Here is a 25611-nt window from a genome sequence, read left to right as displayed (position 1 = left end):
GTTAAACGAAACCTTCGGCTGCGTGCAAGGCCAGGCCAACCAGCCCGCCCACCAGTGTCCCGTTGATACGGATGAATTGCAGATCGCGCCCGACCGCGCTTTCAATCCGCGCCGATACCGTGCGCGCATCCCAGCGGCGCACCGTTTCCGACACGATACGCACGATATCATCGCCATGCCGGCTGGCCAGCCCCGCCAGCGCGCGGCGGGCAAAGCGGTTGACCATGGCGCGCAAAGCCGGATCATCGCCCAAAGCGCGCCCAAACCCGGCAAGGCCTGCACCCAGTTCGCCGGTGCCGTCGCCCGGTGCACGCAGCATCGCGATCATGCCGGTGCGGCTGCGTTCCCACACGCCATCCAGCCAGGTGGCAAAAGCCGGATTGGCCAGCACATCGTCCTTCATCCGTGCCACGCGCTGCGCCATTGCCGGATCACCGATCAGATCGTGGGCCAAACTGTCCAGCGATACGTCGATCTTGCGCCGCATCGGGTGCGCCGGATCGATCAGGGTTTCGGCCAGCAAGGCATAAAGCGCATCGAGCAGCGCATTGGCCAGCCGATCGTCCAGCCCGGTCCAGCGCATCAGCGTGCTGGCGCGATCGTGGATCAGGCCGCGCAAGGCGGCTTCGTTGGCTTCGAGCAGCGCGCCCGCGCGGCGCAGTACGCTGTCGATCAGCGGCATGTGCCGTCCATCGGCAATCATCCCGGCCAGCACGTGCCCGGCCAGCGGGGCCAGGTCGACCCGCGCAATCTGTGCGCGCACCATCGCCTTGGCCGGGCGGCCGACTTTTTCGGGGTCGAGCGTTTCCAGGATCTCGGCGATCAGGCTGCCCAGGCTGTCGCCGATGCGGCCCGACCCGCGCGCCGGATTGGCCAGATAATTGCCCAGCACGCGCGCCACATCAAACTGGTGCAGCCGCCGGGCGACAACCGGCGGGGTCAGGAAATTGGCGCGCAGGAATGCGGCCATGCTGTCGGCAATACGGTCCTTGTTGACCGGGATGATCGCGGTGTGCGGGATCGGCAGGCCCAGCGGGCGGCGGAACAGCGCGGTCACCGCAAACCAGTCGGCCAGGCCCCCCACCATTGCCGCCTCGGCAAAGGCGGCGGCGTAACCCCAGGCAGGCTGGCGTGTCGCCAGGTGCCGCGCCACCACGAACAGGCCTGCCATGATCACCAGCAACGCACCGGCCACCAGCCGCATGCGCCGGCCGGGGTCTGCCGGAAACAGCGCGGGCCGGTGGCGCGCCGCGCGCGTCACTCGGCCGGGTGCATCCGGCTGGCTGCCGCGACCGCCTCATCCGCCAGTGGATCGGTCTTGGGTGTCAGCAAATACCGCGCAAGCCAGGGTCCGAGGCGCTTTTCCACGCCGTCGGCCAGGCTGAACCCGGCGGGCACGATCAGCAGGGTCAGCATGGTCGACAGCGTCAGGCCACCCATCACCACGATCCCCATCGGCGCGCGCCAGCCACCATCGCCGCCCAGCGACAGCGCGGTGGGCACCATGCCGGCGACCATCGCCACAGTGGTCATCACGATCGGCTGTGCGCGTTTGTGCCCGGCCTCGATAATCGCGGTGTGCTTGGGATTGCCTCCCGCCATTTCCTCGATGGCAAAATCGATCAGCAGAATCGAGTTTTTGGCCACGATGCCGAACAGCATCAGGATGCCGATGAACACCGGCAACGAAATCGCATTGCCCGTCACCGCCAGCAGCAACAGCCCGCCCAGCGGCGCCAGAAACAGCGATGCCATGTTGACCAGCGGCGAAATGAAGCGGTGGTACAGCAGCACCAGCACCGAAAACACCAGCAGGATGCCCGATCCCAGCGCCGCGCCGAAATTGCGCATCAGCTCTTCCTGAAAGCGGTCTTCGCCCGCGGCCTTGTTGGCCACGCCATCGGGCAGATGCTGCATGATCGGCAGACGGTTGATCGCGTCCATCGCCGTGCCTTTCTGCATGCCCGGCGGCAGGTCGGCACCGATGAACACGCGGCGGCTTTGGTTGTACCGCTGGATCGAGGTCGGGCCCGATCCGAACCCGATCGTGGCGACGCGCGACAAGGGCACCGAATCGCCGGCAAGCGTTGGCACCGGCAGATTTTCCAGCGTGGTCAGATCGCGGCGCGATGCCACCGGCAGCTTGACCCGGATCGGAACCTGGCGATCCGACAACGAGAACTTGGCGCTGTTCTGGTTGATTTCGCCCTGCGTGGCGATGCGGATCACCTGGCTAAGCGTCTGGGTGGTCACGCCCATCGAAGCGGCCAGATCGAAATGCGGAGTGATGACGATTTCCGGGCGGCGCAGATCGGCGCTGATCCGGGGACCGACCACCTGCTTCAGCGCGCTCATCTGATCAACCAGCGTCTGGGCGGTGCGTTGCAACAGGTCCGGGTCCGAACCCGACAGCATCACGCTGATCGCGCGGCCCGATCCACCGCCGGGTCCGCCGCCGTTCTGGTTGGCGAAACTGACCCGTGCATCGGGCACCTTTTGCAGCACCGGCGTCAGAGCGCGTTCAAACAGCACCGAGGTGCGTTTGCGATCGGGGCGCAGCTGGATGTAAAGGTTCGCCTTGCCTTCGCGGATGTCTTCCAGCGCGATGCCCACTTCCTGCTGGTGTTCGACCAGCGCCAGCACCTGATCGGCCTTGGCCTCGGTCTGCTGGATCGTGGTGCCGGGCACCATCTCGATGACGACCTGGCTTTCGTTCATGTCGGTGTCGGGAAAGAACTGCGTCGGCAAAGCCACCATCAGCACGAAAGTCAGCACCAGCGCGCCAAGCCCGATGCCGAGCATCCACACGCGATGATCGAACAGCCGCGCCCGCATGCGCATGCCGATCCAGCCATACCACAGCGCCAGGCGCCCGCCGCAAAGGCGCACCACCACCGTTGCCACGACAATCACCAGTGCCGCCGCCAGGACGCCGCCGATCAGCCCGGCAACAGGCGCAATCGCCGCGGGCAGTCCCATCAGCGACAGCGGCGTGTTGATCGCGCCAAAGCCCGATCCGAACGCAAACAGCGCGATGACACCGATCAGGATCAGCACCAGCGGATACCACCAGGCGCCGCGCCGGGGCACCAGGCCGATGCGCCGCGCTGCCGCCTTGCTGGTGTCGAGCGACCAGTGCAGCACCGTCATGTAACGGTCCATCCATGCACCGCCACCATGTTCGCGGCTGCCCTGCGGTGCCAGGAAATAGGCCGCAACCATCGGCGTGATCATGCGCGCCACAAGCAGCGAGAACAGCACCGCGACCACCACGGTCATGCCGAAATTCTTGAAGAACTGGCCCGACACACCCGGCATCAGCGCCACCGGCAGGAACACCGCGACAATCGAGAACGTGGTTGCGACCACGGCCAGACCGATCTCGTCGGCGGCATCGATCGCCGCCTGGAACGGTGTCTTGCCCATATGGATATGGCGCACGATGTTTTCGATCTCGACGATCGCATCATCGACCAGCACGCCCGCGACCAGCCCGAGCGCCAGCAGCGACATCGTGTTGAGCGTGATACCCATCAGCGTCATCACCCAGAACGTGGGGATCGACGACAACGGGATCGCCAGCGCCGACACGATCGTCGAGCGCCAGTCGCGCAGGAAAAAGAACACCACGATCACTGCCAGGACCGCGCCTTCGACCATGGCCGAAATCGAGCTGTGATACTGTTCACGGGTATAGGAGACGGAATTGAACAGGTTGGTGAAACGCACCCGGTGCCCCTGTTCGACCTCAAGCTGGTCCAGCTGCTTGACCGCCTGGTCATAGACCGACACGTCGGATTCGCCGCGCGCGCGGGCAATGCTGAAGGTAACCACCGGCTTGCCGTGAAACTTGGCAACCGACGTCACTTCGCTGAACCCGTCGCGCACATCGGCCACGTCGGCCAGCCGCACCGAATGCCCCATTGCCAGCCCGACTTCGACCTGGCTGAGGTCGAACGCGGTGCGCGCGTTGCCCAGCACACGCACGGTCTGGCGCGAACCGGCCACTTCGGCCCGACCGCCGGCCGCGTTCAGATTGACCTGGCGCAGAGCCTGGTTGATCTGGGTTGCGGTAATCCCTTGTGCGATCATTCGCGCCGGATCGAGCGTAACGGTAATTTCGCGATCGACCCCGCCCGACCGTTTGACTTCGGCCATGCCCGGCACCGCGAGCAGCCGTTTGGCCACCGTGTCGTCGATATACCACGACAGCTGTTCCATGGTCATGTCGTCGGCGGCCACCGCAAAGTAGGCGATCGGACTCGATGACGTTTCGGCCTTGAACACCTGCGGTTCAAGAATGCCTTCGGGCAATTCGCCGCGCACCCGGTCCACCGCGTTCTTCACTTCGTTGACCGCGGCGTTGATGTCCTGCCCGATCTTGAACTGGACCTGGGTGGTGCTCTGGCCTTCTTCGGCGGTCGAGGTGATCGTATCGACGCCGGCAATCGAACGCACGCTGGCTTCGATCTTCTGGGTGATCTGGTTGCCGATTTCGGTGGGCGCCGCGCCCGGCTGAGAGATCGAGACGATCACCAGCGGAAATTCGATATCGGGGGTGTCTTGCACCTTCATTGTCATGAAGGCGAACACGCCGATGACGGTCAGGCCCAGAAACAGGACAATCGGCACCACCGGGTTGCGGATCGACCAGGCGGACAAGTTGCGAAAGTTCATGGCGCCGCCCTCTTTCGCCCGATCATTTGGCGCGCGCAGGCGGACCGGCCGCCGCGCCGCCGTCAAGCATCGGCTTGACCTTGTCACCGGGGTTGAGGAACCCGCCGGCACGCAGCACGACGCGTTCGTCGCCGTTCAAACCCTTGAGCACGGCAATTCCCGAAGCGGTCACATCGCCGATGGCAATGGCGCGGCGGGCGACCTTGTTGTCGGTGCCCACCACGTAGACATAGGCGCCGTTGGCATCGGACAAAATCGCGGATTCGGGCAGGATCGGTGCGGTGGTCGTGCCCGAATGCAAGGTTGCCGTGGCAAACCCGCCCGGGCGCAGCGCCTTGTCAAAGGGCAGCGCGATGCGCGCAATGCCCTGACGCGATGTCGGATCGATCACCGGGGCCAGTTGCCAGACATGCCCGGTGAAATGCTGGGCCGTGCCCACCGGATTGACATCGGCGGGATCGCCCACCGCCATGCGCGCCAGATTGCTTTCAGACAGACGCGCCTGCATTTCCAGCTCGCCATCGCGCGCAATGCGGAACAGCGTGCCGCTGCCCGGGCTGACGATCTGGCCGGGTTCGACCTGCCGGGTCAGCACCAGACCCGCTTCGGGCGCAACGATGTTCAGCCGTGCGGCGCTTGCGCGCAACTGGCCCAGTGTGGCGCGCGCCACGCGCACCTGGGCCATGGCGGCATCGCGCGTGGCCACCAGCTGTTCGATATCGGCGTTGGAAATGAACCCGTTGGCGACGAGCTTCAGCGACCGGTCAAGCTTGCTCTGCGCCAGGCGGGCATTGGCTTCCTGCACTTGTACAGTGGCTGCCTGGCTGGCAATTTCTTCGGACTGGACCGAACGGTCGACCACCGCCAGCACCTGGCCCTTGTTGACCCAGCTGCCGGCATCGACCAGCACTTGCACCACTTTGCCGCCTTCGCCGGCGACGCCCACCGGCAGATCGCGCCGCGCCGCCAGGGCGCCGCTGGCCGTTACCGAGCCTTGTACCGTGATCCGGCCCGGCACCACGACCGTGACGGACTGGGCATTGGCGTCGGCTTGTGCCGCCACAGGCGCGGCAGACATCTTTGACGCGGCGAACCAGCCGCCCAGCACCAGCAGCGCGACCAGCCCGAGGCCGATCAGCACCACCCGCAGCGAGGGGCCGCGGCGGCGCTCGACGTAGGCGATATCGGCCTGTGCGCCGGTTCCGATCGTGTCTGTTCGGGTCGTCACGGTATCCACACAACCATTCCCAATCGCCGGCACCCCGATCGGCGCGTGATCCCGGATCGGATCGGCGCAATCGCCCGCTTCGGTGTGCCGGACTCCGTTTAATGCAAAATGCTGCATCAGGCCATGTCTGGCCCTAGCAGTCCTGATGGTCGCATAGAGCGTGTTCCGACAAGTTACAATTCGCGCTCTACGAACGACTTGCTGCGAAACTGGCATGACTTGCGCGCGCCGGACAATGCCGCGCATGCCCAAACGGCACAGGCCGCCGATCGGTCACGACCGGCAGCCTGTGTGCAAGCGGAAAAAGACGCGTCAGGCGGTTAGTATTTCTGCTGCCGCTCGTAAAGGTCGCGATAGTGCTGGATGCGGGTCACCCGCAGGCCCTGCATGCCCGAACGATCGACCGCGCGCTGCCACGAGGCAAATTCTTCAAGCGTCAGGTTATAGCGTGCGCACACTTCATCGATTGTCAGCAGACCGCCGTTGACCGCGGCGACCACTTCGGCCTTGCGCCGCACGACCCAGCGCGTGGTGCTGGGCGGTGGCAGGCTGTCGATCGTCAGGGGCTCGCCAAGGGGCCCGATCACCTGTGCAGGCCTGATCTTCTGATTTTCAATCATGGCAGTTCTCGTCGGCTTGGCGCTGAGCGTACTCGGTCAGCGGGTTTTCGCGGCTGCCCGATGATGTGCCCTGATTGTCTTTTCTATTGACTGAAGAGGTTGAGTTAACAAAACCTTGCGGTGCACCATGGTGTTCAAGCATATGCGCCGCAGCGAGGTGAAAGCTGCCGCCTGTGGCGGTGCCGCCCGCCGTGACGCCGGGGCGGATGTCCGCGCCCGACTGCAGACGGCGCAAATCCTGCGCCGCCACCAGCCTGGCGCACAGTTCGCTCCAGCCGAGCGGTCGCCGCCCGCCGGGGATGTCGTACGATTCGATCGCACGAGAATCGGAAAAAGCCATGTCCATGCACCGGTCTTACCCCCGACGTGGATAAAGGACGGTAAAGGCCGCCTTTACCCGAAGTTAGCCATAGTTAAGCGCGACGAAACGGTTGCCCTGCGGCCGCACAGGCCATGGCGCGGCCGCGCAAAAACGCCTATGGCGCGCCGATGACTGCCGCCAACGCCCCGATTTGCGCCGATCCGATGACCGATCCGGCCGCCCTGTTCGACCTGCCGCGCCCGGCGCGCGATTGCCGGATCGTGGTTGCCATGTCGGGCGGGGTCGACAGTTCGGTGGTTGCAGCACTGGCCGCGGCAAGCGGAGCCGAAGTGATCGGCATGACTTTGCAGTTGTATGATCACGGCGCCGCCACCGGGCGCAAGGGCGCCTGCTGTGCGGGCGATGATATCCGCGACGCGCGCGCCGTGGCCGACCGACTGGGCTTTGCGCATTATGTGTTCGACCACGAATCCGATTTTCGCGCGTCCGTGGTCGAACGCTTTGCCGACGATTATCTGCAAGGACGCACCCCGATCCCGTGCATCCGCTGCAACATGGGGCCCAAGTTCACCGACCTGTTGCGCATGGCGCAGGACCTTGGCGCCGATTGCCTGGCCACCGGCCATTATGTGCGGCGCGTCGACGATGGCGGCGCGATCACCTTGCAGCGCGCGATCGATCCGGCGCGCGACCAGTCCTATTTCCTGTATGGCACGACCGACGCGCAACTGGCCTATCTGCGCTTTCCGCTGGGCGGCCTGCCCAAAAGCGATGTGCGCGCGATCGCCGCGGCCATGGGCCTGGGGGTCGCGGCCAAGCCCGACAGCCAGGACATCTGTTTCGTGCCCGATGGCGACTATGCCCGCGTGGTCAGCGCGATCCGCCCCGAAGGCACGCGGCCCGGCGATATCGTCCACGCCCAGACCGGCGCGGTGCTGGGCGCGCACAAGGGCATCATCCATTTCACCGTCGGCCAACGCCGCGGGCTGGAAATCGGCGGCCAGGCCGAACCGTTGTATGTCATCGCGCTCGACGCGCCCGGCGCACGGGTCCTGGTCGGCCCGCGCGCGCTGCTGGCGGTCGATGCCGCGCACCTGATCGATACAAACCGCATCGGCCCGTTGCCGCACGGCACCGCGCTGACCGCCAAAGTGCGTTCGCTGGCCAAGCCGGTACCGATCGTGCTCGACGGGCCGCTGGGCGACGGGGCGGCCACCACGATTCGGTTCTGCCAGAGCGAGTTCGGCGTGGCACCGGGGCAGGCCGCGGTGATCTATGCCGGGGAACGCGTGGTCGGCGGTGGCTGGATCGACCGCACGCAATAGGCACCCGGTTCCCCTTTCGCGTTGCTGACATTCATGTCATTAGTCTTGCAAACGAGGAGACAGACATCGTGGCCAGCACCGTGCTTGCGCCGGACCGTTCCGGCGATATGCAGACCGATCGGGGCAATCCCCACTGGGTGCGCTATCCCGGCGATGCCGCGCTCGATGCGATCCCCGGCGAAGACGGCTGGCCGGTGGTGGGCACCACGCTGATGCAGCTGGCCGATCCCGACGGCTTTGCCCGGCGCATGATCGCAACCTATGGCCCGGTCTATCGCAGCCGCAGTTTCGGCCAGCGCGGGGTCGACCTGATCGGACCCGAGGCCAACGAGCTGGTGCTGTTCGATCGCGACCGGCTGTTTTCCAGCGAACAGGGCTGGGGCCCGATCCTCAACCAGCTGTTCCCGCGCGGCCTGATGCTGATGGATCACGATGCCCATCGGATCGACCGGCGCGCGCTGCAGGGCGCGTTCAAGCCCGAACCGATGAAGGCCTATTGCGACCTGCTCAATCGCGATATCGCCAGCGCGACACAGGCCTGGGGCAACGGCGCAGACCGCTTTGGCCTGCGCATGTACGACGCGATCAAGACACTGACGCTGCAAACCGCGGCGACCAGTTTTCTGGGCATCCCGCTGGGGCCCGAGGCAGACCGGCTGAACCATGCCTTTACCGCGATGGTCCAGGCCTCGGTCGCGCCGATCCGTCGCCCCTTGCCGTTCACCGCAATGGGCCGCGGGGTCGCCGGGCGCCGGCTGATGGCGCGCTGGTTTACCCAGCTGCTGGACGAACGCCGTGCCAATCCGGGGCAGGACATGTTCAGCCAGTTCGCGCTGGCCACGCGCGATGACGGCAGCCTGCTGCCCGCCGACGTGGTGGTCGATCACATGATCTTTCTGCTGATGGCCGCGCACGACACCATCACCAGTTCGTTCACCACGCTGATCTGGCAGCTGGCGCAAAATCCCCAGTGGCAGGACCGCCTGCGCGCCGAGGCGCTGGCGGTTGCAGGTGAAGCCGGCCGGCCTATCGCGCATGCCCACCTTGGCCGCATGGAACTGACCGATCTGGCCTTCAAGGAAGCCTTGCGCATCATGCCGCCGGTCCCGGCACTGCCGCGACGGGCCTTGCGCGATTTCACCTTTGGCGGCCATCGCATTCCGGCAGGAACCACGGTCGGGATCAATCCGGCCTATGTCCACACCGATCCCGCGCTGTGGCCCGATCCCCTGCGGTTCGATCCGTTGCGCTTTACCGCCGACAAAGTGGCCGCACGCCACAAATACGCGTGGGTGCCGTTCGGCGGCGGGGCACACATGTGTCTGGGCCTGCATTTTGCCACGATGCAGACGCGAATACTGGCGCATCACATCCTGACGCGCTATGACATAAGCGCAGCGCCCGGCTATGCCCCGCGCTGGCAGGCCTGGCCGATTCCGCGCCCGCGCGACGGCTTGCGGCTGGAATTGCGGCGAATCTGTTGACGAGCAGCGCAGGGGCCGATATGGGCGCGCCTTTCCTGCGGGCTTGCCCGCCTGTCCCGTGCGTACCGATTGACCAGGCCCTGGTGCCCGTTCAGCCGCCACCACGCCCGGGGCATGACCGGATTGATACTGGCAGCAACCACGAGATTGTTCGGCCCCTCACCTGGTGGGCCGCCATAGGACGAGAAGCGAACACAACATGGCCAACACGCCGCAAGCCCGCAAGCGCATCCGCCGCAACGAAAACCGCGCCGCCATCAATGGCGCGCGTCTTTCGCGCATCCGCACCTTCGTCAAGAAAGTCGAATCGGCGATTGAAGGCGGCGACAAGTCTGCCGCAGCCGACGCGCTGAAGGCGGCGCAGCCCGAACTGGCGCGCGGCGTGGCACGCGGCGTGCTGCACAAGAACACGGTTGCCCGCAAAGTATCGCGCCTGTCGAAGCGCGTCGCGGCGCTCTGATTCGGACCCGAATCGGGACCGGCGCAGAACCCTAAATAGGCACTTTCCCTCAGGGACAGTGCATGGGTCATCCAGATTGGGGCTGGCGTGTTTCACGCCAGCCTTTTTCGTGCCCGCTTCGATGACAGATCGATGACAGGGGTGTGAAGGCTAAATGGCGGATTCATCGCGATTCGCCGGTCCCCCACGGGCAACTGTCAATCTTTTCAAATACTTAAAAAATTTCCATGGTGTCACTGGTGTCAAGGATATTTATTTCAGATCCTTTGCGTTCTTCTGCTTGCGAATCTCGGCCAGTCGCCAATAGACAGGGGCTCGGATCGTTGCGGTGCCGCCCCATCAGGGTCGATTCCCGCAACGGTGATCCAGAACCATTGGCCACCACTCGGCCGCCCGGGCCTATGTCCGGGCGGATTGAGAAGGTGTTTCTGTCGCGGCGGGGGGCTGTCGCGGTACACAACGACAGGCGAGACCATACACCGTGAAGATCGACGATTACATGAATGGTGGGCCTTCGGGACGCAGTCTGGGCACCACCGGCACGGCAGGTGGTTTGGCGACGCGCGATCATGGCGGGCACGCCCCGCGCAAGAACCGGGATGCCGCCGGCGTCGATGACAGCGAAGCGGTCGGCCTGGCCGCCGATTGGGCCGACATCAGCCAGGGCCTGAAAAAGGACCTGGGCCCGCAATTGCACAGCCAGTGGATCAAACCGATCCAGGTCGGCACCTTCTGCAAGGAAACCGGCACGCTGGACCTGTTCCTGCCGACCGAGTTTTCGGCCAACTGGGTGTCCGACCGTTTTGCCGATCGCCTGTCGCTGGCATGGAAAATTGCCCGGTCCGAAGTGAACCAGGTGCGCATCAGCGTTCACCCGCGCCGCCGCGCCACCCCCGATCTGCGCCTGCCCGGCGATGCGCCTGTGGCAGCCCATCGCGCGCCCGCCCCGATCAGCGCAGCCGATGCCCTGTCGGGCACGCAAAGCGGCCTCGACCCGTCGCTGACTTTTGCCGAATTCGTATCGGGCGCGGGCAATGTGCTGGCGCTGAATGCCGCACAGCGCATGGCCGCGATCGAAACCCCGCAATTTTCGCCGCTCTACCTCAAGGCCTCGACCGGCCAGGGCAAGACCCACCTGCTGCACGCCATCGGTCATGCCTATGCCGCCGCACGCCCCGGCGCGCGCATCTTCTATTGCTCGGCCGAACGCTTCATGATCGAATTCGTCCAGGCCATGCGCAGCCACGAAATGATCGAGTTCAAGGCCCGCCTGCGCGGATTTGACCTGCTGCTGGTCGACGACATCCAGTTCATCATCGGCAAATCCAGCACGCAGGAAGAATTCCTCCACACCATCGATGCGCTGCTCGGCGCGGGCAAGCGCCTGGTCGTCGCCGCCGATCGCGCCCCCCAGGCGCTCGACGGGGTCGAACAACGCCTGCTGTCACGCCTGTCGATGGGCCTGGTTGCCGATATCCAGCCCGCCGACATCGATCTGCGCCGCAAGATCCTTGAACACCGCCTGTCGCGCTTTGCCAGCACCCAGGTGCCCGCCGACGTGATCGAGTTTCTGGCGCGCACGATCAACCGCAATGTCCGCGAACTGGTCGGTGGCCTGAACAAACTGATCGCCTATGCCCAGCTGACCGGGCAACCGGTGTCGCTGCAGCTGGCCGAAGAACAGCTGACCGACATCCTGTCCGCCAACCGCCGCCGCATCACGATTGACGAAATCCAGCGCGCCGTGTGCCAGTTCTATCGCGTCGACCGCACCGAAATGGCCAGCAAGCGCCGCGCCCGCGCAGTCGTCCGGCCGCGCCAGGTCGCCATGTACCTCGCCAAAGTGCTCACGCCGCGGTCCTACCCCGAAATCGGCCGCAAATTCGGCGGCCGCGATCATTCGACCGTGATCCACGCAGTGCGCCTGATCGAGGAACTGCGCACGCGCGACGCCGAAATGGACGGCGATGTGCGGACGTTGCTGCGGCAATTGGAAGACTGACGGGAAGGACGCCTCCGGCGGGCGGTTTTTTGCCTCCGGCGGGCAAGGGCCATTGCCCTTGCATCCCGTAAATTGGAATTTGCGCGCGGGAGATGTACGCTGGGCCGATGCGGCATCGACACACAGCGGCGATCTTTTTTTGCTTGGTGGCCTACGGCGTGTCTTCACCAGCTGGTGCTGACGCTTCTCAAACGCAGCGCATACTGGCTGCGTTGTCAGCTCATGATCGGGGGCGTTTCGAGATTTTGGACGCAACTGAAGAGGTTCGATCCGGCCAGCACGTGACCTGCGGTATGTATCGCAAGATCGGCAGCAGGGGCCCGGCAAATCTTTTTGGTTGGATCAACAACAGGTTGGTCCTGAAATTCGGGCCAAACTGGAACGCCGCAACAATCTGCCTGATCAAGCACTACAATGCGCCTTTGCCTTGACCGCATCCCTCCAGAATTTGCGCTTTAGACTGGCCGCTCTGTGCGGGCTGACTGATTGCCAGCGTCCGCATCCGATCACCATGCCCCCCCGGATCCCGACCTGCCCCCGGAAGACAATCAGCCGCTGCGCGGCTGCACACCACGCCAATGCCCAGTGCAAATCCAAATATCTGGGATGCAAGGGCAATGGCCCTTGCCCGCCGGAGGCAAAAAACCGCCCGCCGGAGGCGAAAAAACCGCCCGCCGGAGGCATAAAACCCCCGCAGGCGCAGGTCAGCCCAGCCGTTCAAACATCCAGATTGGCCACGTTCAGCGCGTTGTCCTGGATGAATTCGCGGCGGGGTTCGACGACGTCGCCCATCAGCCGGGTCAGGATTTCGTCGGTCACGTCGGCGTCTTCGATTTTCACCTGCAGCAGCGTGCGGTGATCGGGATCGAGCGTGGTTTCCCACAGCTGGTCGGCGTTCATTTCGCCAAGGCCTTTGTAGCGCTGGATCGACAGGCCCTTGCGCCCGGCGGCGAACACCGCGTCGAGCAACTGCGAAGGGCGGCCGATGGCATCGCCGGTGGCGCTGGCGCGCACGGGGGCGGGTGCCGGTGTTTCGTCATCGGCGGCATCGACCGGTTCGACCGGTTCGGCGGTGGTTGCGGCAGAGCGCACCAGCCGCGCCTTGCCTTCGTAGGCTTCGGCCTGTTCTGCCGCCAGGCGGTGCAGACGGCGCGCCTCCTGGCTGATCAGGAATCCGGGTTCGATCACGTGGTGGTCGGTCACCCCGCGCCACAGGCGTTGCACCAGGTATCCGCCTTCGGCCGCGATCTGCGCGGTCCAGCGGGCCTCTGGGTCGCCGCGGTTGAGCCATTCGGCGCCGCGGGCAAGGGCTGCGATGCGGGTGTCGTCAGTCAGCGCGGGATCGAGCGCACCGGCCAGCGCCAGCGCCTCGATGATCGTGGTGTCATAGCGTTTGGGCACGAACGCCATCAGATCGCGCAGTTTGAGCGCGTGATCCATCAGCGCGACCAGATCGGCCCCGCCGCGCGCGCCACCGGTGGTTTCGAGCACGCGCCCGGCCAGCCCGGCCTCAACCAGATAGCGGTCGAGTGCGGCGTTGTCCTTCAGATAGACTTCGCTGCGGCCCTTGGCGACTTTGTACAACGGGGGCTGGGCGATGAACAGGTGGCCCTGCTTGATGATTTCGGGCAGCTGGCGGTGAAAGAACGTCAGCAGCAGTGTGCGGATATGCGCGCCGTCGACATCGGCGTCGGTCATGATCACGATCTTGTGATAGCGCAGTTTTTCGATGTTGAAATCGTCGCGGATGCCGGTGCCCATGGCCTGGATCAGCGTGCCGACTTCTTTCGAGCTGATGATCCGGTCAAACCGGGCGCGTTCGACATTGAGGATCTTGCCCTTGAGCGGCAGGATCGCCTGGATCGTGCGGTCGCGGCCCTGTTTGGCCGAGCCGCCGGCAGAATCGCCTTCGACAAGGAACAGTTCGCATTTCGACGGATCGCGTTCCTGGCAATCGGCCAGCTTGCCCGGCAGGCTGGCGATATCCATCGCGCCCTTGCGCCGGGTCAGTTCGCGCGCCTTGCGTGCGGCTTCGCGTGCGGCGGCGGCATCGATGACCTTGTGGATCACGGCCTTGGCATTGGCGGGGTTTTCTTCCAGCCACTGGTTCATCTTGTCGGCCATCAGGCTTTCCAGCGGCTGACGCACTTCGGAACTGACCAGCTTGTCCTTGGTCTGGCTGGAAAACTTGGGATCGGGCAGCTTGACCGAAACGATCGCGGTCAGGCCTTCGCGCATGTCATCGCCTGACAGCGTGACCTTTTCCTTTTTCAGCAGGCCCGACCGTTCGGCATAATTGTTGATCGTGCGGGTCAGCGCGGCGCGGAATGCAGCGAGGTGCGTGCCGCCATCGCGCTGCGGGATGTTGTTGGTGAAACACAACACGTTTTCGTAATAGCTGTCGTTCCATTGCAGCGAGACATCGATGCCCACGCCATCGCGTTCGGCGCTGATCGCGATCGGATCGGGCACCAGCGGCGCCTTGTTGCGATCGAGATATTTGACGAAAGCCGCGATGCCGCCGACGTAATAGAGATCGTGTTCCTTGACCTCGGCATGGCGTTTGTCGCGCAGCAGGATGCGCACGCCCGAATTGAGGAACGCCAGTTCGCGATAGCGGTGTTCCAGCTTGTCGAAATCGAACTCGGTGACGTTCTTGAAGGTGTCGTGGCTGGCAAAAAAGGTTACGCGCGTGCCCTTTTTCATTTTGCCGTCGATCACCGGCGCGGGTCCGCGCACCACCAGCGGCGCCACGGCATCGCCGTGGGCGAAACGCATCCAGTGTTCCTGCCCGTCGCGCCAGATCGTCAGTTCAAGCCATTCGGACAAGGCGTTGACCACCGACACGCCGACGCCATGCAGACCGCCCGACACTTTGTAGGCGTTATCGTCGCTGGTGTTTTCGAATTTGCCGCCCGCGTGGAGCTGGGTCATGATCACTTCGGCGGCAGAAATGCCCTCTTCCGAATGGATGCCCGTAGGGATGCCGCGACCGTTGTCTTCGACCGACACCGACCCGTCGGGGTTGAGTTCGATCAGCACCAGATCGCAATGCCCGGCCAGCGCCTCGTCGATCGCATTGTCCGAAACTTCGAACACCATGTGGTGCAGGCCCGACCCGTCATCGGTATCGCCGATATACATGCCGGGGCGCTTGCGCACGGCATCAAGACCCTTGAGGACCTTGATCTGATCTGCGCCATAGGAATTGGTGTTGGGAATGTTTTCGTTGGTGCTGGCCATGGCTTTGCCATAGCACCTGTCACAGGAATCCCAAGCTAAACCGCCATGTTTTGCACAGTGGCAACCACTATGTCATGAAAGCGGCCCTGCCGGCGCGCAGGCATTGCGCGCCGGCCAAATCTTGGCACAACGCGCATCATGTCCCTGCTGTTCACCCCCCTGATTCTGGCTGCTGCCGCCGCAGCAGCCCCCGCGCCCGATGCCGACGAGGCGGCATTTCGCCAGACCTATCGCACGCTGGTCGAAACCGACACCACGCTGGCGCACGGCGATTGCACGCTGGCGGCTGCGCGCATGGCCGATGTGCTGCGCGCGGCGGGCTTTGGCGAAGACCAGCTGATCGCCTATGTCGCGCCCGATCATCCCAAAGAAGGCGGGCTGATCGCGATCTGGCCGGGGCGGTCGACGGCGACGAGGCCGCTGCTGCTGGTCGCGCATATCGACGTGGTCGAGGCCAGGGCCGAAGATTGGCCGCGCGATCCGTTCGCGCTGGTCGAGGCACAGGGCTATTTCCACGCGCGCGGTGCGTTTGACGACAAGGCGCAGGCGGCCATCTTTGTCGATGCGATGGCGCACCTGGCGCGCGACCATGCCCGGCCAAAGCGCACGATCAAGCTGGCGCTGACCTGTGGCGAGGAAACCAACGGTGCATTCAACGGCGCCGAATGGCTGGCCGCCAACCACCGCGACTGGATCGATGCGGGCTTTGCGCTGAACGAGGGCGGGGGCGGCCATACCGATGGCCGGCCGGTTGCAGCCGGCGGACGGATCGTGGCGCAGACGATCCAGGTGGGCGAAAAGACCTTTGCCAATTTCCGCCTGGAAACGCGCAACCGCGGTGGGCACAGTTCGGCCCCCAGGCCCGACAACGCGATCTATCAACTGGCCCACGCGCTTGACCAGATCGAGGCGCACCGCTTTCCGGTGGAGTTCAACCCGACGACGCGCGCCTATTTCCAGGCGGTGGGTGCTGCGCGCGGCGATGCGACAGGGCAGGCCATGCTGGCACTTTTGGCCGACCCCACGGACAAGGCCGCGCTGTGGCAGGTCGATACCGACGCATTCCTGCATGGCAATATCCGCACGACATGCGTGGCGACAATGCTCGACGCGGGCCATGCGCCCAATGCGCTGGCGCAGCGCGCGCGCGCCAATATCAATTGCCGGATATTTCCCGGCCACACGGTCGACGAGATCGGCCATACGCTGGAACGCGTGATCGGCGATCCCGAAGTCAGCGTGACCGCACTGCCCCCGCTGCGCCCGGTGCCGCCGCCTCCGCCGCTCGATCCGGCCGTGCTCGAACCGGCGCAGCATCTGGTGGCGAAATACTGGCCCGGCGTGGTGCTCGCCCCTGCCATGGCCAATGGCTATACCGACGCCACGTTCCTGACCGCCGCGGGCATCCCGACGTATGGTGTGCCGGGTCTGTGGGGCGATGCCGACGGCAATGGCGTCCACGGGCTTGATGAACGCGTCGAAGTGCGCTCTGTCATGACCGGGCGGCAATTTCTCAATGATCTGATCCGCGCTTACGCATTCTAGGGGATTTCTGATGATCGCACGCATTCTGGCCGGCGCCGCGCTTGGCGCATTGGCTTCGACCGCCGCGCTGGCTGCCGACGACCCGACCGAGGCGGCGTTTCGCGCGACGTACAAGGAACTGGTGGAAACCAATACCACCGTGTCGACCGGCAGCTGCACGCTGGCGGCGCAGCGCATGGGCGCGCGGCTGAAGGCGGCCGGCTTTGCCGACGATCAGATCACCTATTACGCCACCCCCGAACACCCGCGCGATGGCGGGCTGGTTGCGGTGCTGCCCGGCACATCGAACACGCAAAAACCGATCCTGCTGCTTGCGCATATCGACGTGGTCGAGGCCAAGCGCGCCGACTGGACCCGCGATCCGTTTACCCTGGTCGAGGAAAATGGCTATTTCTGGGCCCGTGGCACCTTTGATGACAAGGCGATGGCCTCGGTCTGGGTCGACACCATGGCGCGGCTCAAAGCCGGGCACGTGAAGCTGCGCCGCACATTGAAACTGGCGCTGACCTGCGGCGAGGAAACCAGCGGTGCGTTCAATGGCGCCGACTGGCTGGCCAAGAACAGGCGCGATCTGATCGATGCCGAATTTGCCATCAATGAAGGCGGCGGCGGCATGACCGACGGCAAAGGCCTGGGCGAAGGCGGGCATCTGACCGCGATGAGCGTGCAGGTCGGCGAAAAGGCGTCGCAGGATTATCGCGTCGAAACCCGCAACCCGGGCGGCCACAGCTCGATTCCCATCCGCGACAACGCGATCTATCAACTGTCCGATGCGCTGCTGCGGCTGCGCGCGTACGAGTTTCCCGCCGAATTGAACGACACCACCCGCGCCTTTTTCGCGCGCGCCGGAGCCGCGCGCGGCGGCCCGGTGGGCCAGGCCATGCAGACCGTGGCCAGCGCCGCCCCCGACAGCGACGCGTTCAAATCCGCGGTGGCGCTGCTCGACCACGACCGCAGCCTGCATTCCACGCTGCGCACCACCTGCGTTGCGACGATGCTCGACGGCGGCCACGCCACCAACGCGCTGCCGCAGCGCGCCGGCGCCATCGTCAATTGCCGCATCTTTCCCGGCCACTCGTTCGCCGAAGTCAATGCAACGCTTGTCAAAGTGTTCAACGATCCGGGGGTGACGGTGACCACCAACGATCCCAACCATCCGCTGGCCAAGGCCCCGCCGATGGACCCCCAAGTGATCGGCCCGATCGAAGCGCTGAGCGCGAAATACTTCCCCGGGGTGCCGCTGGTGCCGACCATGTCGACCGGCGCCACCGATGGCATCTATCTTGAAGCGGTCGGCATCCCGACCTATGGCGCGCCCGGCATCTGGGCCAACCCAGACCTCAACGGCATCCACGGGCTGAACGAACACCTTGAAGTGGCTTCGTTGATGAAGGGGCGGGCGTTTCTGTACGATCTGGTGCTGGCTTACGCAAAGTAAGGGGGGAAGGTTCGAGGGCTATTGCCTTCAAAGCCCGCGTTGGCGCACGCGTTGGGCCAGCAATTGCGCCGTGGCGGCCATACCTGCCGTATTGGGGTGGTAGAATGTGCCGTCGGCGCGCACACGGTCGGCGTTGTTGCCATTCACCCATGGGCTGGCGGAGCAGACACCGTGGGTGCGCGAGGCGGTATCGAGTGCCAGCAGTTCGGCGCCGGTATCGTGCGCGGCACGCGCGGTGATCGCGGCAAGGCGCGCCGCCAGCGTGCGCAACGTGGCGATCTGGGCCTGGCTCAGGCGGGTTTTCGCGCACGTCTCGCCAGCGCCGAACAGCGTGAAATACTGCACCAGAATGATCCGCGCCCGGGGCGCCGCGGCATGGATCTGCGCAATCGCGGTGTGCAGCGTTGCCGACAGCCTGGCTTCGTCCTGCGGCGTCGGGATCACCGCTGCGGGGCAAGCCGACCGCTTGCCATCGTCACGATCAACCCTGTTGGCGCACTCCATCGCATTGACCAGTCCCAGATAATTGAGGTCATTGCCCCCGGCAGTCACGGTTACCAGCCGGGTTTGCGGCGTGACCGCGGCGATCTGTGGCGGCAATTCGTCCCACGGATTCACAATATGCGCGGCCTTTGCGCCCGAACAGCTGACATCGGTCAGATCGAGATTGAGCCGATGCGCCAGCACGTGCGCATAGTTGGCGGCCGACCGGCCGCACCTGTCGGGCGGGGTGTCGGCGCTTTGGCCGATCCAGGGCCCGGCGGCGAACGAACTGCCCATCGCGACATAGCCGCTGTGCGGCGCGATCGGCCTGGCCGTGGCCGAAGTGGCAGCAAACAGAGCCAATGCCATGATGCGGCGCATGATCGTGCTCCTGACGGGCGAAAATTCGACGAACAGCATAGGCATTTGTCCGGCACACCGTAAAGTGTGCGCATCGATCGGGGTGGAGGCACGCGATGAAGCGGTGGTTGTTGGGCGCGGTGGTGCTGGTCATGGTCGTAGCGGGCGGCTGGTTCTGGGCGTCGCCGATCGTGGCGATGCATGCGCTGAAAAGCTCGGCACTGGCAGGCGACCGCGATGCGCTGAACGCGGAAGTCGATTTTCCCGCTGTGCGCGAATCGCTGAAAAGTCAGCTGAAAGCCGCGATGATGGGCAAGATGGCCTCCGACGCAAATCGGTCCAACGGCGACGGGTCGAACGGGTTTGCCGCGCTGGGCGCGATGTTTGCGATGGCTGTGGCCGACACCGCGATCGACGCCGTGGTCAGCGCCGACGGGATCAAGTCGCTGGTCGAGGCGGGCACGTTGCAAAAGCCTGGCGAAACCAGGCCCGACGACGCCGACAGCAAGCCCCCCGAATGGGTGATCGAGCGCAAGGGGCTGGACCGGTTCACCGCGCATCCGTCGGGCAAGGACAACGATCACCCGCCGGTGCTGGTGTTCAAACGGACCGGCCTGTCATGGCGGCTGAGCGATATCGTGCTGCCCGGCGATCCGGCAAAGTAGGGGATGGACGCTAGTTCAGAAAGTCCTTGATCGCGTCGTTCAGAAACTTGCCATCGCCGGGGCCCGCGCCCGCGCCCGCGGGATGGCCCCACAGGCTGGGAATAGGCTTGAGCGTGGCATGCGGGATGAACGCGGCCTCGTACCGCGCGTCTTCCACGGGGAAATAGAGGTCGGTCGCGCCAGGCATGTACAGCAGCGGGGCCTTGATCGACCCCAGGGCCTTTTGCGTATCGCCGTTGAAGCCGGGGGTGGTGCCGACATCGTGGCGTTGCCAGGCGCGCATCTGCAGGATCAGGTCGTTGGCATCGGCGCCGGGGATGAACCTGGTCCGGTACATCCGGACGACCTTGTCAAACGTCACATCGGCGGGCGCCCCTTCGCGCCACAGCTCCTTGCGCCACCATTCCTGCGAATAGAGCCAGCCGGTCCACACCAGATTGAACGCCTCGATCCCCTTTTCGGGCGGGGTTTTGTAATCGCCCCCGGCATAGACCGGGTCGGCCTCGATCGCCGCGATCTGGCTTTCCAGCCGGACAATGCCGTGGCCATACGTGCGCGCGGTGCCCGCCGTGGCCACCAGCCGGTCGGCAAAGTCGGGATGGCTGACCCCCCACTGGAACACCTGTTGCGCGCCCATCGAAAATCCGATCACTGCGCGCACATGCGTCACGCCATAGGTCTGCGCCAGCAATTGCCGCACGATTTCGACATTGTCGCGGATCGTGGTGACCGGAAAGCGCGGCCCATGGAACGGTTCGGCGGTGTTGCTGGGTGACGATGACCGGCCATTGCCGAACATTTCGGTGGCGACGATGAAATAGCGGTCGGGATCAAGCGCCAGATCCTTGCCGATCAGCCATTCATAGCCGTGCCAGTCGGCCATGTAATGCGATGGCACCAGCACCACGTTGTCCTTTGCGGCATTGAGCCGGCCATATGTGCCAAACATGACTTTGGCCTCGGGCAGCACGGTGCCGGATTCGGTGACGAAATTGCGGGCAGTAAACACGTGCTCGTCCCCTTTGGGTGTGACCGGCGCATCGGCCGCATGCGCCGGCGACAGCGCCATCGCGCCGGCCAGCAGGGCAAGGATCGACAGCAGGATCGAGGTGCGGCGCGGCGAAACCATTGGAGGCACTTTCAAGATCGGTGACAACCGCCGAACACCCGACAGCGCGCTGCGGTCTGGCGCAACCGGGACTTGGGGGCAATCGGATTGCACCGCTTGTGCAAAAAGCGCCCGGGCGACGACACAGTGCTTGACGAGCGACTCGTACCTGTGGTGCAACCTGCGCATGCGTCATGAAGCGGTCATGCGGGTATCCCATGGCTCCCCCAGCGGGAGCAGCGGGGCTCCTGCGTTAGACAACCGGTCCGGAGCATGCTTCATAAGGCGTTGATGGAAAGGGCGGCTTCGGCCAGGCCCCATGGCGGCGACAGCGCCGAGCGGTTCGATATTGCGCGTTATGTCGGCGACACCGGGTTTGCCGGGCACAGCAGCAGCCGTCACCTGTCGAACTGTCCGGCACTGGTCCTGAACGCCGACTACACCCCGCTCAGCTATTACCCGCTCAGCCTGTGGCCATGGCAAACCGCGATCAAGGCGGTGTTTCTGGAACGGGTCGACATCATCGCGACGTATGAACGCGAAGTGCACAGTCCGTCGCTCGACATGCGCATCCCCAGCGTGATCGCGCTGCGGCAATATGTGCGGCCCAGCGAATTTCCGGCGTTCACGCGTTTCAATCTGTTTTTGCGCGACAAGTTCATGTGCCAGTATTGCGGCAGCCACGAACAGCTGACCTTTGACCATGTCGTGCCGCGCCGACTGGGCGGGCGCACCACCTGGGAAAATGTCGCGGCGGCCTGCGCCCCGTGCAACATGAAAAAGGGCGGCCGCACGCCTGAACAGGCGCACATGCGCCTGATCGAAGAACCGATCCGCCCGACCACCTGGCAATTGCAGGACAAGGGCCGCGCGTTTCCGCCCAATTACCTGCACGAAAGCTGGCGCGACTGGCTTTACTGGGATGTCGAACTGGAAGGGTGAACCACGCCGAGCTTGGCCGCGCCTTTCAGGAACAGCGCCAGCGTGACCAGCCCGAACAGCGTCGCCAGCGCCATCGGCATCATCGGCGCATTGATCCAAGCACCGGGCCCGCTGCAATGCGCCAGGGTCTGGGCATACAGCGGGGGGCCGACGATCTGCGCGATCGCGCTGACAGATTGCGCCGCGCCCTGCAATTCACCCTGGCTGCGGGCATCGACCGCCTGGCTGTTCAGCCCCGAAATCGACGCCTGAACAAACCCTTCGAGCGACCCGATCGCGATGGCAAGGTACACCACCCAGGTCTGTGTCGCGGTCATGTACAGGACGGTGGCTGCCGCCAGCCCTGCCACCCCCAGCATAACCGCGCGGCGTTCACCCAGCAGCGGCAGCACGCGGCGCAGGCCCAGCCCCTGAACCAGGGCCGAACTCAGCCCGACCAGCGCCAGCGCCCAGCCGACCTGGCGCGCGGTAAAGCCATAGGCGGCGATCGCCATGTACGACCACACCGCCGGATAGACGATATGCGACAATTGCCACACGCCCAGCGCGGCCACGAACCACAGCACGGTCTCGCTTTGTCCGCGCAGCGCGCGCAACGATGACAGCGCGTTGGCCGTGCGCCAGTCAAACCGACGACGCAGCTCTGGCGCCAGCGATTCGCGCACAAAAAACAGGCCGAACCCGAAATTAGCCAGCGCCAGCAGCGCCGCCGCCAGAAACGGCAGGCGCGGCTCGATCGTGCCCAGCACACCGCCCAGCGCCGGCCCCACGACAAACCCCACACCGAATGCCAGTCCCACCAGGCCAAAGCTGGCGGCGCGTTTTTCGGGCGGGGTGATATCGGCAATATAGGCATAGGCGGCCGAATAACTGGCCCCGGTCACCCCTGCCAGAAGCCGGCCGACGATCAGCCAGCCGAACACCGGGGCCCACCATTGCAGCAGATAATCCAGCCCCAGCGCCAGGATCGCCACCAGCATCACCGGGCGCCGCCCGAAGCGGTCGGACAGATTGCCGATGACCGGGGCGCAGACGAACTGCATCATGGCATAGCCCGCCCCCAGCCACCCGGCATAGGCCGCCGCCACATTGATCGTGACATGCGCCAGGTTCATGATCAGCGAAGGGAACACCGGAATGACAATGCCGAACCCCAGCATGTCGATCAGCACGACGACGAACACGAAACCCAGTGAAGCGCGATGCGGCATGCAGTGGTTACCCCGTTTCGATCAGGCCTTTGCCGGATGGCAGATCACGCCACTTTCAGACGCTTGCCCAGGGCCAGTTCGCATTCGTCAAGCAGATTGCCCATAATCGTGGCCACCGGCAATTCCTGTGTGACCAGGCCCACCGATTGTCCTGCCATGATCGAGCCGCGTTCGACATCGCCGTCGATCACCGCGCGACGCAAGGCGCCGGCCCAGAAATGTTCGATTTCCAGCTGCGCCGCGCCCATGTCGAGGCTGCCCGCATCGAGCGCGTGGGCGACTTCGATCTGTTTTGCGGTGAATTCCTCGGTGCCCTTGTTCTTCAACGCGCGCACCGGGATCACCGGCAGCCGCGGATCAACCTGGACCGAGGCGATCGCATCGCGCGCATTGGCGCGGAAAAACGCCTTTTTGAAATCGGGATGCGCGATCGATTCGGTGGCAGCGGCAAACCGTGTGCCCAACTGCACCCCGGCGGCGCCCATTTCCAGATAACCGGCCATCGCCTCGCCACGGCCGATACCACCGGCCACGAACACGATATGATCTTCGGCAAGCGCGGGCAGGAATTCCTGCGCCAGCACGCCGGTCGAAACCGGGCCGATATGCCCGCCGGCCTCGCTGCCTTCGATCACCAGCGCATCGGCGCCGCTGCGGAACAGTTTTTTGGCCAGCGCGATGGTCGGGGCAAACACCAGAACTTTGGCGCCAAAGGCCTTGATCGCCTCGATGCTGCCCTTGGGCGGGATGCCGCCGGCCAGCACGACATGGCTGACGCGGTGCCTGGCGGTGACCGCGATCAGATCGAACAGCATCGGGTGCATCGTGATCAGGTTGACGCCGAACGGCCGGTCGGTCAGCGCGCGCGTCGCGGCAATTTCGGCATCGAGCAGGTCGGGGGTCATCGCACCGCACGCGATCACGCCGAAGCCACCGGCATTGCTGATCGCCGACACCAGATTGCGTTCTGAAACCCAGCTCATCGCACCGCACAGCACGGCGTGTTCGCTGCCCAGGAATTCGGCGCCGCGCGCCATGAGAGCCGCTGTCTTTGGATAGGCGGTCATGGTATCGTTCGTTCCTCAAATGCTTGGTGCGGCGTTCCTGCCCCGGCCCGCTTGCGCCCCTTTACGGTGGGTCGCCATGCTGGGCAAGGGCCGGGCCACCGCGACGAACGCCCAGCGCCCCGATCGGACCCGATCGCCACGGCCTGCCCCGGGCACGGATTTACGGACGCCTATTCTGCGTCAAGGCCATAGGCGGTGTGCAGCACGCGCACCGCCAGTTCGGTTTCGTCCGAATCGATCAGCACCGAGACCTTGATTTCCGATGTGCTGATCGCCTGGATATTGATGCCGCGGTCGGCCAGCGCCTTGAACATCGTGGCGGCCACGCCGGCGTGGCTGCGCATGCCGACGCCGACCACCGAAATCTTTGACACTTTGCTGTCGGTGCCGAGTTTTTCATACCCGATCCCGGCGCGATTGGCATCGAGCACCGCCTTGGTGCGTTCCAGATCGGCCTGCGGCACGGTAAACGTGACATCGGTATCGGTGTCGGCGCGCCCGACGTTCTGGATGATCATGTCGACGTTGATGTTCGCTTCGGCCAGCGGCCCGAAAATCAGCGCGACCGCGCCCGGCCGGTCGGGCACCGCGGTCAGGATGACCTTGGCATCGTTCTTGTCGGCGGCAATCCCGGTGATCAGCTGACGTTCCATATCAAGGCCCTCGAGTTCTTCATCAGACACGATCATCGTGCCGGGCAGGGTGTCGGCGGCAGGCGCGGTTTCGTCGATGAACGAGGACAGCACCTGTACGCGCACGTTTTCCTTCATCGCCAGGCTGACCGAGCGCGTCTGGAGCACTTTCGATCCGACCGAGGCCAGTTCGAGCATTTCCTCGTACGTCACGTTCTTCAGCTTGCGCGCCTTGGCAACGATACGCGGGTCGGTGGTATAGACCCCGTCGACATCGGTGTAGATGTCACAGCGATCGGCGCGGATCGCCGCGGCCACCGCCACCGCCGAAGTGTCCGATCCACCCCTGCCCAGCGTGGTCAGTCGGCCCGCGTCGCTCAGCCCCTGAAACCCCGGGATCACCGCGATTTCGCCCGACGCCATCGAGGCGAGCAGCGCCACCGCGTCGATCCCCTCGATCCGCGCCTTGGACGCGGCATCGTCGGTGTGGACCGGCAATTGCCAGCCCAGCCATGACCGCGCCCTGCACCCCAGCGCCTGCAGATGCAGCGCAAGCAGGCCCGAAGTGACCTGTTCGCCGCTGGCCACCACCACGTCGTATTCGGCAGGGTCATACAGCGCGCTGGCTTCGCGGCAGAAATTGACCAGGCGATCGGTTTCGCCGGCCATGGCCGAGACCACCACCGCCACTTCATGCCCGGCCGCCTGTTGACGCTGCACGATCCGCGCAACGCGGCGGATGCGCTCGGTGCCGGCCATCGACGTGCCGCCGAATTTCATCACGATGCGGGCCAAGCGG

Annotated in this window: 20 protein-coding genes; 9 read left to right on the top strand and 11 right to left on the bottom strand. The window is 64.9% G+C overall.

Features of this window, described 5'->3' with window-relative positions:
- Position 1 precedes the first annotated feature (1 nt).
- The 5 genes from G404_RS0110370 to G404_RS0110350 all read right to left on the bottom strand — a co-directional run bounded on the left by G404_RS0110370 (position 2) and on the right by G404_RS0110350 (position 6865).
- Positions 2–1204 carry a DUF445 domain-containing protein gene (locus tag G404_RS0110370; RefSeq protein WP_211230770.1) on the bottom strand — a complete coding sequence of 401 codons (1203 nt, stop codon included), beginning with the start codon at positions 1202–1204 and terminating at the stop codon, positions 2–4.
- A gap of 53 nt (positions 1205–1257) precedes the next feature.
- Positions 1258–4677, bottom strand: a complete 3420-nt coding sequence (locus tag G404_RS18780) for an efflux RND transporter permease subunit (RefSeq protein ID WP_051280546.1) — start codon at positions 4675–4677, stop codon at positions 1258–1260.
- A 22-nt stretch (positions 4678–4699) separates the two neighbouring features.
- The gene (locus tag G404_RS18775) at positions 4700–5905 is read right to left on the bottom strand and encodes an efflux RND transporter periplasmic adaptor subunit (protein ID WP_425411631.1); all 1206 of its coding nucleotides are present in this window, start codon (positions 5903–5905) and stop codon (positions 4700–4702) included.
- 320 nt (positions 5906–6225) lie between these two features.
- Entirely contained in the window at positions 6226–6525 is a 300-nt protein-coding gene (gene sciP, locus G404_RS0110355; RefSeq protein WP_028641016.1) for a CtrA inhibitor SciP, read from the bottom strand.
- Positions 6518–6865 carry a hypothetical protein gene (locus tag G404_RS0110350; RefSeq protein WP_156906272.1) on the bottom strand — a complete coding sequence of 116 codons (348 nt, stop codon included), beginning with the start codon at positions 6863–6865 and terminating at the stop codon, positions 6518–6520. The genes sciP and G404_RS0110350 overlap by 8 nt, the downstream gene beginning before the upstream one ends.
- 149 nt (positions 6866–7014) lie before the next feature.
- Here G404_RS0110350 and mnmA point away from each other — a divergent pair, with 149 nt between their 5' ends.
- The 5 genes from mnmA (at position 7015) to G404_RS20360 (ending at position 12549) form a co-directional block, all read left to right on the top strand.
- A complete protein-coding gene (mnmA, locus tag G404_RS0110345) occupies positions 7015–8172 on the top strand; it encodes a tRNA 2-thiouridine(34) synthase MnmA (RefSeq protein WP_245584486.1) in 1158 nt (385 codons plus the stop codon).
- A gap of 107 nt (positions 8173–8279) precedes the next feature.
- Entirely contained in the window at positions 8280–9656 is a 1377-nt protein-coding gene (locus tag G404_RS0110340) for a cytochrome P450 (protein WP_028641013.1), read from the top strand.
- A 199-nt stretch (positions 9657–9855) separates the two neighbouring features.
- Positions 9856–10116 (top strand): 30S ribosomal protein S20, encoded by a 261-nt coding sequence (rpsT, locus tag G404_RS0110335; RefSeq protein WP_028641012.1) that lies wholly within the window; start codon positions 9856–9858, stop codon positions 10114–10116.
- 481 nt (positions 10117–10597) lie between these two features.
- A complete protein-coding gene (gene dnaA, locus G404_RS0110330) occupies positions 10598–12118 on the top strand; it encodes a chromosomal replication initiator protein DnaA (protein ID WP_028641011.1) in 1521 nt (506 codons plus the stop codon).
- A 146-nt stretch (positions 12119–12264) separates the two neighbouring features.
- Positions 12265–12549: a hypothetical protein gene (locus G404_RS20360; protein WP_169719699.1), complete on the top strand. Its 285-nt coding sequence runs from the start codon at positions 12265–12267 to the stop codon at positions 12547–12549.
- Positions 12550–12835: 286 nt separating this feature from the next.
- Here G404_RS20360 and gyrB read toward each other — a convergent pair whose 3' ends face one another.
- A complete protein-coding gene (gyrB, locus tag G404_RS0110320; RefSeq protein ID WP_028641010.1) occupies positions 12836–15361 on the bottom strand; it encodes a DNA topoisomerase (ATP-hydrolyzing) subunit B in 2526 nt (841 codons plus the stop codon).
- Between the two features lie 138 nt (positions 15362–15499).
- Between gyrB and G404_RS0110315 the strand changes: the two genes are divergently transcribed.
- Both G404_RS0110315 and G404_RS0110310 read left to right on the top strand, forming a co-directional pair.
- Positions 15500–16906: a M20/M25/M40 family metallo-hydrolase gene (locus tag G404_RS0110315; RefSeq protein WP_036521059.1), complete on the top strand. Its 1407-nt coding sequence runs from the start codon at positions 15500–15502 to the stop codon at positions 16904–16906.
- A gap of 10 nt (positions 16907–16916) precedes the next feature.
- A complete protein-coding gene (locus tag G404_RS0110310) occupies positions 16917–18344 on the top strand; it encodes a M20/M25/M40 family metallo-hydrolase (RefSeq protein ID WP_036521058.1) in 1428 nt (475 codons plus the stop codon).
- Between the two features lie 27 nt (positions 18345–18371).
- Here the strand turns inward: G404_RS0110310 and G404_RS0110305 are convergent, their stop codons facing one another.
- On the bottom strand, positions 18372–19208 hold the full coding sequence (locus G404_RS0110305; protein WP_036521092.1) for an SGNH/GDSL hydrolase family protein: 837 nt from the start codon (positions 19206–19208) through the stop codon (positions 18372–18374).
- A gap of 95 nt (positions 19209–19303) precedes the next feature.
- Between G404_RS0110305 and G404_RS0110300 the strand changes: the two genes are divergently transcribed.
- A complete protein-coding gene (locus tag G404_RS0110300; RefSeq protein WP_028641006.1) occupies positions 19304–19852 on the top strand; it encodes a DUF2939 domain-containing protein in 549 nt (182 codons plus the stop codon).
- A gap of 10 nt (positions 19853–19862) precedes the next feature.
- On the opposite strand, the gene G404_RS0110295 is transcribed toward G404_RS0110300, so the two are convergent.
- On the bottom strand, positions 19863–20981 hold the full coding sequence (locus G404_RS0110295; protein ID WP_036521056.1) for an alpha/beta fold hydrolase: 1119 nt from the start codon (positions 20979–20981) through the stop codon (positions 19863–19865).
- Between the two features lie 252 nt (positions 20982–21233).
- Here G404_RS0110295 and G404_RS0110290 point away from each other — a divergent pair, with 252 nt between their 5' ends.
- Positions 21234–21902, top strand: a complete 669-nt coding sequence (locus G404_RS0110290) for an HNH endonuclease (RefSeq protein ID WP_084601236.1) — start codon at positions 21234–21236, stop codon at positions 21900–21902.
- Here G404_RS0110290 and G404_RS0110285 read toward each other — a convergent pair.
- The 3 genes from G404_RS0110285 to G404_RS0110275 all read right to left on the bottom strand — a co-directional run bounded on the left by G404_RS0110285 (position 21875) and on the right by G404_RS0110275 (position 25607).
- Positions 21875–23113 (bottom strand): tetracycline resistance MFS efflux pump, encoded by a 1239-nt coding sequence (locus tag G404_RS0110285; protein ID WP_028641003.1) that lies wholly within the window; start codon positions 23111–23113, stop codon positions 21875–21877. The two genes, G404_RS0110290 and G404_RS0110285, sit on opposite strands and share 28 nt — an antisense overlap.
- A gap of 44 nt (positions 23114–23157) precedes the next feature.
- On the bottom strand, positions 23158–24180 hold the full coding sequence (locus G404_RS0110280; RefSeq protein WP_028641002.1) for an NAD(P)H-dependent flavin oxidoreductase: 1023 nt from the start codon (positions 24178–24180) through the stop codon (positions 23158–23160).
- Between the two features lie 170 nt (positions 24181–24350).
- A complete protein-coding gene (locus tag G404_RS0110275; RefSeq protein WP_028641001.1) occupies positions 24351–25607 on the bottom strand; it encodes an aspartate kinase in 1257 nt (418 codons plus the stop codon).
- Positions 25608–25611 lie beyond the last annotated feature (4 nt).

It is taken from the genome of Novosphingobium acidiphilum DSM 19966 (assembly GCF_000429005.1).
Lineage (GTDB): Bacteria > Pseudomonadota > Alphaproteobacteria > Sphingomonadales > Sphingomonadaceae > Novosphingobium > Novosphingobium acidiphilum.
The sequence above is the reverse complement of the archived record's forward strand: the minus strand, read 5'-3'. Positions and strand labels throughout refer to the sequence as shown.

Bases quoted from the DNA above. Each gene is read 5' to 3' on its own strand.
- G404_RS0110350 (WP_156906272.1), bottom strand. From the start codon at position 6,865: ATGGCTTTTTCCGATTCTCGTGCGATCGAATCGTACGACATCCCCGGC.
- G404_RS0110290 (WP_084601236.1), top strand. From the start codon at position 21,234: ATGCTTCATAAGGCGTTGATGGAAAGGGCGGCTTCGGCCAGGCCCCAT.
- G404_RS0110300 (WP_028641006.1), top strand. From the start codon at position 19,304: ATGAAGCGGTGGTTGTTGGGCGCGGTGGTGCTGGTCATGGTCGTAGCG.
- G404_RS0110280 (WP_028641002.1), bottom strand. From the start codon at position 24,180: ATGACCGCCTATCCAAAGACAGCGGCTCTCATGGCGCGCGGCGCCGAA.
- G404_RS0110370 (WP_211230770.1), bottom strand. From the start codon at position 1,204: ATGCGGCTGGTGGCCGGTGCGTTGCTGGTGATCATGGCAGGCCTGTTC.
- sciP (WP_028641016.1), bottom strand. From the start codon at position 6,525: ATGATTGAAAATCAGAAGATCAGGCCTGCACAGGTGATCGGGCCCCTT.
- rpsT (WP_028641012.1), top strand. From the start codon at position 9,856: ATGGCCAACACGCCGCAAGCCCGCAAGCGCATCCGCCGCAACGAAAAC.
- G404_RS0110285 (WP_028641003.1), bottom strand. From the start codon at position 23,113: ATGCCGCATCGCGCTTCACTGGGTTTCGTGTTCGTCGTCGTGCTGATC.
- gyrB (WP_028641010.1), bottom strand. From the start codon at position 15,361: ATGGCCAGCACCAACGAAAACATTCCCAACACCAATTCCTATGGCGCA.
- G404_RS0110340 (WP_028641013.1), top strand. From the start codon at position 8,280: ATGCAGACCGATCGGGGCAATCCCCACTGGGTGCGCTATCCCGGCGAT.
- G404_RS0110315 (WP_036521059.1), top strand. From the start codon at position 15,500: ATGTCCCTGCTGTTCACCCCCCTGATTCTGGCTGCTGCCGCCGCAGCA.
- G404_RS18780 (WP_051280546.1), bottom strand. From the start codon at position 4,677: ATGAACTTTCGCAACTTGTCCGCCTGGTCGATCCGCAACCCGGTGGTG.
- G404_RS0110310 (WP_036521058.1), top strand. From the start codon at position 16,917: ATGATCGCACGCATTCTGGCCGGCGCCGCGCTTGGCGCATTGGCTTCG.
- mnmA (WP_245584486.1), top strand. From the start codon at position 7,015: ATGACTGCCGCCAACGCCCCGATTTGCGCCGATCCGATGACCGATCCG.
- G404_RS0110305 (WP_036521092.1), bottom strand. From the start codon at position 19,208: ATGCGCCGCATCATGGCATTGGCTCTGTTTGCTGCCACTTCGGCCACG.
- G404_RS0110295 (WP_036521056.1), bottom strand. From the start codon at position 20,981: ATGGTTTCGCCGCGCCGCACCTCGATCCTGCTGTCGATCCTTGCCCTG.